Source organism: Achromobacter maghribensis, assembly GCF_057334215.1.
In genome coordinates this window covers 577,005-586,712 of sequence record NZ_JBHFII010000061.1, presented here as the reverse complement: position 1 = coordinate 586,712, position 9,708 = coordinate 577,005, and the positions used below count along the sequence as shown (strand labels likewise).

Sequence of the window (9,708 nt, the reverse complement as noted above, 5' to 3'; positions counted from 1 at the left end):
CCCCCCAAGCCTCCCGTAAACTCCCCAAAAAATCACGCGCAAAAAAACCCGCGCAAGGGGCCGGGGAAGCTCCCGGGAAAAAGCAAAACCATGTTCGCCGACCTGAACCACCTCTCGCACCACGCCGCCTGGCGCCGGCAGTTGGAAATGCTTCTGGAATCCGCCGGCGAAGGCATCTACGGCATCGACCTGCGCGGCCGGTGCATCTTCATCAACGGCCCCGGCGCCACCATGCTCGGCTACACCCCCGACGAAGTCGTCGGCCGCAACATGCACTACCTGATCCATCACTCCCACGCCAACCGCGCCCTTATGCACGTGCATGACTGCCGCATCTTCCGCGCCTTCCGCGAAGGCCGTGGCGAACGGGTCGACGATGAAGTGCTCTGGCGCCGCGACGGCTCGTGTTTCGACGCCCAATACGCCTCCTATCCCATCCTCGATGACCACGAAGTCGTCGGCGCCGTTGTCACCTTTTCCGACATCACCGACCGCAAACGCACCGAACGCGAACTGGAACGCCGCGTCGGCGAACGCACCGCCGAACTCAGCGACGCCCACGACTCGCTGCGCCGCCTGTCCTCGCACCTGTCCAGCCTGCGCGAAGAAGAACGCGCCCACATCGCCCGCAACATCCACGACGAACTTGGCGCTTCGTTCACCGCCCTGCAGCTGGACTTGAATTGGCTGCGCCGCCAGCTGGGCGCCACCCCTGCCTTGCAAACCCACGTCGACCGCATGCTGGAAGTCACCCAGACGGCCATGGGCGCCACGCGCCGCATCCTGACCGACCTGCGGCCCGTCGTGCTGGACCACCTGGGCCTGTGGGCCGCGCTGGAAACGCTGCTGCAAGACCTGCAGGCCCGCACCGGCCTGCAATGCCGCTACCTGTGCCCCCCTGACACCGAACGCCGGCGGCTGGATCGCAACGCTGAAATCGCCGTCTACCGCATCGTCCAGGAACTGCTGACCAACGTGCAGCGCCACGCCCGCGCCCGCAGCGTCAGCGTCAGCGCGGCCTGGAGCGACGACGGCCTGCTACTGACCGTGGAAGACGACGGCATCGGCATGCTGCTGCCCGAAGCCCCCCGCACCTTCGGCATCCTTGGCATGCGCGAACGCGCCCGCGGCATCGGCGGCGACCTTGCGCTGGACAGCGCCCCCGGCGCCGGCATGCGCGCCCGCCTGCGCCTTCCTCCCACCTGACCCGCGACATGGCCCTGAACCTGCTTATCGTCGATGACCACCTCATCATCCGCCGCGGCCTGGCCCGCATCCTGGAAGAAGACCCGCGCGTCGCCCTTGTCCATGAAGCCGCCGACGCGCCGTCCGCCTTGCGCGCCCTGCGCCAGGCCCGCTACGACGCCATGGTGCTGGACGTGGCGCTGGGCGAACGCGACGGCCTGGACGTACTGAAGACCGTGCGCGCCGACTACCCCTTGCTGGGCGTCGTCATGCTGTCCGTCTACCCCGAAACGCAGTTTGCCGTGCGCGCGCTGCGCACCGGCGCCCATGCCTATCTGAACAAAGGCTGCGACCCCGACGAATTGCTGTCCGCGCTGGTAAATGCCGCCGCCGGAAAAATGTACGTGACGCCCGCCGTGGCCGAACTGCTGGCGCAGACCGTGCGCCAGGACAGCTCGCGCCTGCCGCACGAACTGCTGTCGAACCGCGAATTCCAGGTATTGCAGCTACTGGTAGCCGGCCGCTCGGTCTCGGCCATCGGCGAACAGCTGGCGCTGTCGGTCAACACGATCTCGACATACCGCAGCCGCATATTCGAAAAACTGGGCGTGCGCACGCTGGTGGAACTGGTGGCCTACGCCAACACGCACCAGCTGGGTGCACCGTAGCCGCCTGCGCACCAGCGCAGCGCACGGCGCGCACCGCGTAGTAAAGGCACTACACGCATATCGTCGAACCCGGGATACCGGCTTGGCGCGGCCGGCCCCATGATGGCTGCAACCCAGTCTGGCCGGAGCCATCCCATGTCCCTATTCAGCAATCCGTTCGACGCCGATACCCGTCTTGCCTGCGGTTGCGGCCGCCACGCCTCGAAAGCCGAACACGAGCGCGACAGCCAATCCGCGGCGGACAGCGCCGTCGAACAAGCGGTGATGCGCGCCCTCTTTCCCCAAGACGCGCTGCGCCGGCGCTTCCTGCGCGCGGTGGGCAGCGGTACCGCCATGGCCGCCATCGCGTCGATCTTCCCCCTGGCCGCTGCCCGTGACGCCTTCGCGCAATCGACCGGCCCGCTGGAAAAGCAGAAACTGAAAGTCGGCTTCATTCCCATCACCTGCGCCACGCCCATCATCATGGCGCATCCCATGGGCTTCTACGCCAAACAGGGCCTGGACGTGGAAGTGGTGAAGACGGCCGGCTGGGCGCTGATCCGCGACAAGGCCATGTCGGGCGAATACGACGCGGCGCACATGCTGTCGCCGATGCCGCTGGCGATCTCGATGGGCGTCGGCGCCAGCCGCGCCGTGCCGTGGACGATGCCCGCCGTGGAGAACATCAACGGCCAGGCCATCACCTTGTCCATGAAGCACAAGGACCGTCGCGATCCCAAGGACTGGAAAGGCTTCAAGTTTGCCGTACCGTTCGACTATTCCATGCACAACTACCTGTTGCGCTACTACCTGGCCGAGCACGGTCTGGACCCCGACACCGACGTACAGATCCGTTCCGTGCCGCCGCCCGAAATGGTGGCCAACCTGCGCGCCGACAACATCGACGGCTTCCTGGCGCCCGACCCGGTGAACCAGCGCGCCGTCTACGATGGCGTGGGCTTCATCCACACCCTGTCCAAAGCGATCTGGGACGGCCACCCCTGCTGCGCGTTCTCGGCCAGCAAGGAATTCGTGACGACGATGCCCAACACGTACCAGGCGCTGCTGAAGGCCATCATCGAAGCCACGGCCTACGCCCGCGCACCGGCGCACCGCAAGGAAATCGCCGCCGCCATTGCCGCGCCCAATTACCTGAACCAGCCCGTCACGGTGGTGGAGCAGGTGCTGACCGGCACCTACGCCGATGGCCTGGGCAAGGTACTGAGCGACCCCAACCGCATCGATTTCGACCCCATGCCCTGGCAGTCGTTCGCCGTCTGGATCCTGACGCAGATGAAGCGTTGGGGCCAGGTCAAGGGCGATGTGGACTACCAGAAGGTGGCAAGCGAGGTCTTCCTGGCCACCGACGCCGTGCGTCTGATGCGCGAAGCCGGGCTGACCCCGCCCGCCGAAACGGCGAAGACATTCAGCATCATGGGAAAGCCATTCGACCCCAGCCAACCCGAGGCCTACCTGGCCGGTTTCAAGATCCGGAGGACTTGATGCGGTCCGTGCAACATTGGCGGGCGGCATTCCTGTCCATCGCGCTGTTCCTGGCCTTCCTGCTGCTGTGGCACGTCGCCACCCGCCCCGAGACGGGCGGCGCGACGGTGGACCCGGCCTATGCCGCCCTGGTCGGCAACGCCGCGGCCAGCGGCTCGAAAACGCCGTTCCCCGGGCCCGCCGACGTCGGCGCGCAGCTATGGCGGCACCTGCAAGACCCGTTCTACGACCGCGGCCCCAACGACAAAGGCATCGGCGTGCAGTTGGCCTATTCGGTGGCCCGCGTGCTGACGGGCTTCGGTCTGGCGGCGCTGGTGGCGGTTCCGCTGGGATTCCTGATCGGCATGTCCAAGACCGTCTATCGCGCCTTCGACCCCTTTATCCAGGTGCTCAAGCCCATCTCGCCGTTGGCCTGGATGCCGCTTGCGCTCTACACCATCAAGGATGCGGACACGTCCGCCATCTTCGTCATCTTCATCTGCTCGTTGTGGCCGATGCTGGTGAATACCGCCTTTGGCGTGGGCGCGGTGCGGCAGGACTGGCTGAACGTCGCGCGCACGCTGGAAGTGTCGCGCCTGCGCACCGCGCTGCAGGTGGTGCTGCCCGCGGCGGCGCCCACCATCATGACCGGCATGCGGATTTCGGTGGGCATTGCGTGGCTGGTGATCGTGGCCGCCGAAATGCTGATCGGCGGCACGGGCATCGGCTACTTCGTCTGGAATGAATGGAACAACCTGTCCATCGCGAACATCATCTGCGCCATTTTCTTCATCGGCCTGATCGGCATGCTGCTGGATACCCTGCTGGCGCGCGCCGCCCGGCTGGTCAGCTACCGGGAATGACGCCATGAGCCAATCTTTCCTGCAAGTCGAAGGGCTGGGAAAACGCTACCCGAGCCGCAACGGGCAGCCTCAAGCGCCCGTCTTCGAGAACATCGATTTCACCATCGAACAAGGCCAGTTCGTGTGCGTGATCGGCCATTCTGGCTGCGGCAAGACAACCATCCTGAACGTGCTGGCCGGCATCGACGACACGCATGAGGGCGTCGTCATCATGGACGGCCGCCAGATCGCCGGGCCGTCGCTGGAACGCGGCGTCGTGTTCCAGGCGCACGCCCTGCTGCCGTGGCTGACCGCGCTGCAGAACGTGGAATTCGGCGTGCGGTCGCGCTGGCCCGCCTATGACCGCGAGCAGGTGCGCGCGCACAGCCTGCGCTATCTGGACATGGTTGGCCTGGCGCAAGCGGCCGGCAAGAAACCCTGCGAACTGTCGGGCGGCATGAAGCAACGCGTGGGCATTGCCCGCGCCTTCGCGATCCAGCCCAAGATGCTGTTGCTGGACGAGCCGTTCGGCGCGCTGGACGCGCTGACGCGCGGCACCATCCAGGACGAACTGCGCGCCATCGTCCAGGAAACGCGCCAGACCGTATTCATGATCACGCATGATGTGGACGAGGCGATCCTGCTGTCGGACCGCGTCTTGCTGATGAGCGCGGGCCCCTATGCCCGTATTGCCGAGTCCGTCAACGTGGACCTGCCGCGTGACCGCACCCGGGCCAGCCTGCACCACGAACCCCGCTACTACGAAATCCGCAACCATCTCGTCGACTTCCTGGTCGACAAGGCATCCCACAAGGAGTGAATCCCATCATGATGTCCCGCGCTGAAGTCACCGAACTGATCGTCACCCGCAAGCTGGAAAAGAAGCTGAGCTGGGCCGCCATCGCTGAAGCCGTCGGCCAAAGCAAGGAATGGACCACGGCCGCGTTGTTGGGCCAGATGACGCTGACCGAAGAACAGGCCCTGGCCGCCGCGCGCGTGCTGGACCTGCCCGCCGACGCGGTGGTGCAACTGCAGGTGGTGCCCTACAAGGGGTCGCTGCCCACGTCGGTGCCCACCGATCCGCTGATCTACCGCTTCTATGAACTGATCAACGTGTATGGCACCACGTTCAAGGCACTGATCAACGAGGAATTCGGCGACGGCATCATGAGCGCCATCGACTTCAAGATGGATTTGTCGCGCGAAGCCGACCCCAGGGGCGACCGTGTGCAGATCGTGATGAGCGGCAAGTTCCTGCCGTACAAGACGTACTGACGCGAAGGCCCCTTCCCGGAACGGGGCCTGTCCGCCCCGGATCGCTTCGCACTGAATGGGGCCTTGCGCCGCCCTAGTCTTCCACGGCCAGCTCTTCCCACGCCAGCTCGCGCGTGCGTTCCAGCGTCGCCGTGACCTGGGCCGCGGCCTCGCGCGCGGCGTCGGGCAGGTCTTGCCCGGTCAGCAGCCTGGCCGTCAGGCTGGCCATGAACACGTCGCCCGTGCCGTGCACCGACGGCGGGATGGCGATTTCGGGATGGGTGACGATGCTGGCCTTATCACGCGTCACCACCGCCAGCTGCAACGTGCCGGGCGTGGCCGCCATCGGGGCAGCGCTGGTTACGACGATCCATTCGGGGCCCTGCGCGATCAGCTCGCGCGCGGCCGCCACCACGTCGTCGATGGACGCCAGGGCCCGGCCGACCAGTAATTCCAGCTCGAAGTGGTTCGGGGTCATGCCGTCCGCCAGCGGCACCAGCAGGCCGCGGTATTGCGCAACCAGGCCCGCGTCCACGTACAGGCCATCGTTGCGGTCGCCCATCACGGGATCGATATGCACGCGCAGGTCCGGACGCGCGGCGCGCAACGCCGGTAGCCAGCGCGCCAGCAGGTCCGCCTGGCCGGGTTGCCCCAGGTAGCCGCAGACGACGGCACGCGCCACCTTGGTGACACCGCGCTCGTCCAGCCCCTTCAACAGGCCTTCGAACCAATCCAGCGGTACCGCGCCGCCGTGCAGCGTCGGGTAATGCGGCGTGTTGCTCAAGATAACGGTGGGTACCGCGATGGCGCGCAGGCCCGCGCGGCGGAAGACCGGCATGGCGGCGTTGTTGCCGACATAGCCATAGACGACTTGGGACTGGATGGAAACGATGTCCACCTGCGCGGTGTAGGCGGGCAACGCTGCGCCCGGCGTGGGGGCAGCGGAGAGTGCGGTCATACGGCGGGCTCCTGACGGGAACGGTTGCACGCCGGCACCAAAGCCGACGGAGCCCCATTCTAGTCCCGCGCGCCGCCCCCGCCCGCCGCCACCAGCCACCCGGCTCCTTCCAGCACCGCGTCGGCAATTCCCGCCAGGTGCGGCGCGTAGGGATACGCCACCGACGACACGATCTGGCATCGCGCCAGATGCGGATGGGCAGCGTTAAGCAGGTATTGCACGCCGCCCGCCGCCGACGGCACCCGAAGCAGCAGGGTGTCGCCGCGCGCCAGCCAGGCATCGCCAACCGCCCGGGTCGCAGGCAGATCGGTTTCCCAATGCAGGGGCACGGTCGCGTCGCTGACGGCATGGTCCGGCGCCATCACTTCCAGCAGGAAGTAGTGGCTGGGCAAGGCCTGCGGATGCGCCACTTCCGACAAGGCCAGCCGCGCGAAGACCGCGGCCGCCGGGTTCGCGTCCAGCACCACCACCGGCGCGCCCGCGCCATGCCAGCGGCCCGGCGGTCGGGCCCGCGGTTGCAGGTCCTGGCTGTTGCTCAAGCGCCAAAGCGCAATCATGGACCGTTTCCTTCATCGATATCGATGAGCCATTCTTCGATTGCCACGGCGTGTTTGCCGTGCTGGCACAGCAATAAGGGCACCCGCCCCAGCAGACGCCTTTTGGGGCTGCTCAGCCACTGGTGCGCCCGCTCGCGGCTGCCGAACACCAGTTCGGCCAGCCAGCTGACCCGCAACGCCCGGTACAGCACGCGCAAGTCGGACAGATCCAGCCCCGACTCGCGCGACCCCTCACGCGCGTGGCCCGCCCCCTGGTCGGGCACCAGCGGGAACCAACGGCCCAGCCCGTCGGGATAGGTCTGGCGCAACGCCTGAAGCAACGCCCCTGCGCATTGCAGGCTGGCCGGCGCACGGGCATCGCCCAGCGCCAGCGTCAGACGGGTGTCCAACACTTGCCCGACGGCTCCCGCCGTGTACGACGCCGTCTTCTCATTGGGCGCGGGCGACGGCCGGGCTGGCCGTCGAGAGGGTCGCGGTTTGTTCAAACGCGGCATTGAGGGCCGCGCCATCGATGCTGACGGTACCGGCATTCAACAAGCCCTCCAGATAGGCGCGCGCGGCCAGTTCCTGGCGTTGCGAGCGAAGCGCGGCGCGCAGCTCTTCCTTTACTTGATCGAACGGCGTGACGCTGGCCGCGCGGAATGCGGACAGCTTCAGGATGTGAAACCCCGCCGCCGACTGCACCGGGGCAGATACCTCGCCCTCTTTCATCTGCTCGATCACCGGACGCATCTCGGGCGTCAACTGCGCCAGCGGCAGGAAGCCGATATCGCCGCCCTGCGCGCGCGTGGTGTCGTCGCGCGAGAAGTTCTGCGCCAGGGCCGCGAAATCCGCCTTGGGCGCCTGCGCGCGCTTGACCAGGTCCTGGGCCTGTTTGCGTGCCGATGCCACCGCGTCGGCATCGCCCAGGGCGGCCGGCAGGAAGATCTGGCTGACGCGGTACTGGGCCGGCACCGCCAGTTGCGGCTTGGCGCGCTCGTAGGCGGCTTGCAGGTCCGCCTGGGCCGGATAGTCGTCCGGCGCCCGGCTGACCGACTCCAGATAGCTTTGCAGCACGATCCTTTCTTGCGCCGCCTGGAACGCGCGCTTGATTTCCGGCTTGTCCTGCCAGCCCTGCGCGCGGGCTTGCTCGATCAACGCCTTTTCGGCCAGGCGCGCACGCAGCCATTGGTCCAGGCCGGCACGATTTTCCTTCAATTGCCCGCGCGCCTGCGGCGGCATGGCTTGCAGTTGGCGCAGCAGTTCATCGCGGTCCACCTTCACGGCGCCCAGCGTCGCGATCGCAGGGGGCCGGTTGGCCTGCACCGCGGCCGGTGCAGGCGCGGGTGCCGCAGCGGGCGCGGCGGATGCCAGCACTTTGGTGGGCGCCCTTTCGCTACTTTGAGCATCGTTGCCGCGCATCAGCGCGACCGCGCCGGCCAATGCGGCGATCAACAGGACCGCCGCGGTCACGCGCAGCCGATGGGACGAATTCAGGATCTTGGTCATGATGGGAACCTCTATGGAGCTTCAGTGCGCCGCCGGACAGGCCTGCATCCGGCGGCGCGCTGCGGGGCCGCGCTATGCGGTAGCCGTCGCGTCGGTGGTTTCGGCGTTGACGGGTTCGGTGTCGAGGCGCTGCGGCGCTTCGGCGGCGCCCTCAGCCGGGGCGTCGGCAGCACTGTCTTGGTCCGACGCATTGGCGCGCAGGAACAGCAGGAACTCCTGCAACAGGCGATCCCACAGCTCGGTGGTGGCGCGCAGATAGGTCTCCGACACGCCCCCGGCCACGATCACGTCCAGTTCCAGCACCAGGAACACGCCTTGCACCGACAGGCGGGCAAAACGCTTTTCCACGTTCCAGCGGTCGGCCAGGCCGGCCGGCAGTTCGCCCTGCACGCGCAACGCGCAGCTGAGCGTGTAGTCCAGATAATGCCCTTCCTGCTGGGCCGGGTTGCCCATGCGGGCGGCAAAGCCGACGCCCTGGCTGGCGCTCAGCAACTGGACCATGCCATTCTGCTCGGACAAGGTCACGCGGTAGCCCGCGGATTGCAGCAGCGTTTGCAGGCGTTCAGCGTTCACGTCAAGAATCAGGCTGGTTTCGGTCATTTCGGTATTTCCTGGATAAAGACAAATTGCAATCAGGGACAGACTACGGGTTGGACGTTGCAGCCGCTTGACTGCGCGGCGCCTGCGCGTCGTACAGCTTGTCGCCATACGCCTGCGCCTGCTCTTCGAACTTGACGCGCGCGCGGCCGGCAAAGGGCTGCTTGAGCGCCAGGATGTCGCCGGTGCTGATGCGCTCGTAGGCGTTCAGGATTTCCTTGCCGGCCTCGTACATGTCGCGGTTCTTGGCCAGGCAGACCTTGACCTCGTCGTCGCGTTGCGCCAGGTTGCGGGCCAGTGTCTGGCGTTCCGCCTCCTTGGCCCGGGTCAGCGTCAAGAGCTCGTCGTAGGCCCCCTTGAACTTTCCCAGTTGCGCGTGGCTGGCGGCAACTTGTGCCTGGGCGCTTTCCATCACCGCGCCCTGCTGCTCTGCCAGCTTCTCGGCCTGCCCACGGCTCTTGGCCAATTGCGCGCGCAACGACTCCAGCTCCTTTTGCGCCGCATCGCGCTGGGCTTCGGCGGCCGCCTTGGCGGCGTTCACCTGCGCCTGCTCGCTTTGCAATTGCTGCAGCTGCTGCGTCGTGCTGCGCAACTGGGCGCGCAGGCGCTCTTCCATGCTTTCGGCCTGCGCGCCGCCGCTCAAGCTGAGCCCGGCCGCGCATAGGGCCACGGCGGCGGCGAACCGCCGACCGCGGCCC

At 67.1% G+C, this 9,708-nt stretch carries 12 protein-coding genes; 6 read left to right on the top strand and 6 right to left on the bottom strand.

Annotated features, from left to right (window positions below; genetic code table 11):
* The first annotated feature begins 90 nt into the window (after positions 1-90).
* From ACE039_RS28650 to cynS, 6 genes are all read left to right on the top strand, one after another.
* Positions 91-1,206, top strand: a complete 1,116-nt coding sequence (locus ACE039_RS28650; RefSeq protein WP_485824011.1) for a sensor histidine kinase — start codon at positions 91-93, stop codon at positions 1,204-1,206.
* 8 nt (positions 1,207-1,214) lie between these two features.
* Complete coding sequence (locus ACE039_RS28645) at positions 1,215-1,853, top strand: response regulator (protein WP_485824010.1); 639 nt, start codon at positions 1,215-1,217, stop codon at positions 1,851-1,853.
* Between the two features lie 135 nt (positions 1,854-1,988).
* Positions 1,989-3,335 (top strand): CmpA/NrtA family ABC transporter substrate-binding protein, encoded by a 1,347-nt coding sequence (locus ACE039_RS28640; RefSeq protein ID WP_485824009.1) that lies wholly within the window; start codon positions 1,989-1,991, stop codon positions 3,333-3,335.
* The gene (ntrB, locus tag ACE039_RS28635) at positions 3,335-4,177 is read left to right on the top strand and encodes a nitrate ABC transporter permease (RefSeq protein WP_105557952.1); all 843 of its coding nucleotides are present in this window, start codon (positions 3,335-3,337) and stop codon (positions 4,175-4,177) included. Before ACE039_RS28640 ends, ntrB begins: the two co-directional genes overlap by 1 nt.
* 4 nt (positions 4,178-4,181) lie before the next feature.
* The gene (locus ACE039_RS28630) at positions 4,182-4,976 is read left to right on the top strand and encodes an ABC transporter ATP-binding protein (protein ID WP_485824008.1); all 795 of its coding nucleotides are present in this window, start codon (positions 4,182-4,184) and stop codon (positions 4,974-4,976) included.
* 11 nt (positions 4,977-4,987) lie between these two features.
* Complete coding sequence (cynS, locus tag ACE039_RS28625; protein WP_485824096.1) at positions 4,988-5,431, top strand: cyanase; 444 nt, start codon at positions 4,988-4,990, stop codon at positions 5,429-5,431.
* Between the two features lie 73 nt (positions 5,432-5,504).
* Here cynS and pdxK read toward each other — a convergent pair whose 3' ends face one another.
* The 6 genes from pdxK to ACE039_RS28595 all read right to left on the bottom strand — a co-directional run.
* Complete coding sequence (pdxK, locus tag ACE039_RS28620) at positions 5,505-6,368, bottom strand: pyridoxine/pyridoxal/pyridoxamine kinase (RefSeq protein WP_448708160.1); 864 nt, start codon at positions 6,366-6,368, stop codon at positions 5,505-5,507.
* A 59-nt stretch (positions 6,369-6,427) separates the two neighbouring features.
* Entirely contained in the window at positions 6,428-6,925 is a 498-nt protein-coding gene (locus ACE039_RS28615; protein WP_485824007.1) for an RES family NAD+ phosphorylase, read from the bottom strand.
* Positions 6,922-7,317, bottom strand: a complete 396-nt coding sequence (locus ACE039_RS28610) for an MbcA/ParS/Xre antitoxin family protein (RefSeq protein WP_485824006.1) — start codon at positions 7,315-7,317, stop codon at positions 6,922-6,924. Before ACE039_RS28610 ends, ACE039_RS28615 begins: the two co-directional genes overlap by 4 nt.
* A gap of 37 nt (positions 7,318-7,354) precedes the next feature.
* Complete coding sequence (locus ACE039_RS28605) at positions 7,355-8,413, bottom strand: peptidylprolyl isomerase (protein ID WP_485824005.1); 1,059 nt, start codon at positions 8,411-8,413, stop codon at positions 7,355-7,357.
* 72 nt (positions 8,414-8,485) lie between these two features.
* Positions 8,486-9,013, bottom strand: a complete 528-nt coding sequence (locus ACE039_RS28600; RefSeq protein ID WP_485824004.1) for a YbjN domain-containing protein — start codon at positions 9,011-9,013, stop codon at positions 8,486-8,488.
* 43 nt (positions 9,014-9,056) lie between these two features.
* On the bottom strand, positions 9,057-9,708 hold a 652-nt coding region (locus tag ACE039_RS28595; protein ID WP_485824003.1), incomplete at its 5' end, for a DNA repair protein.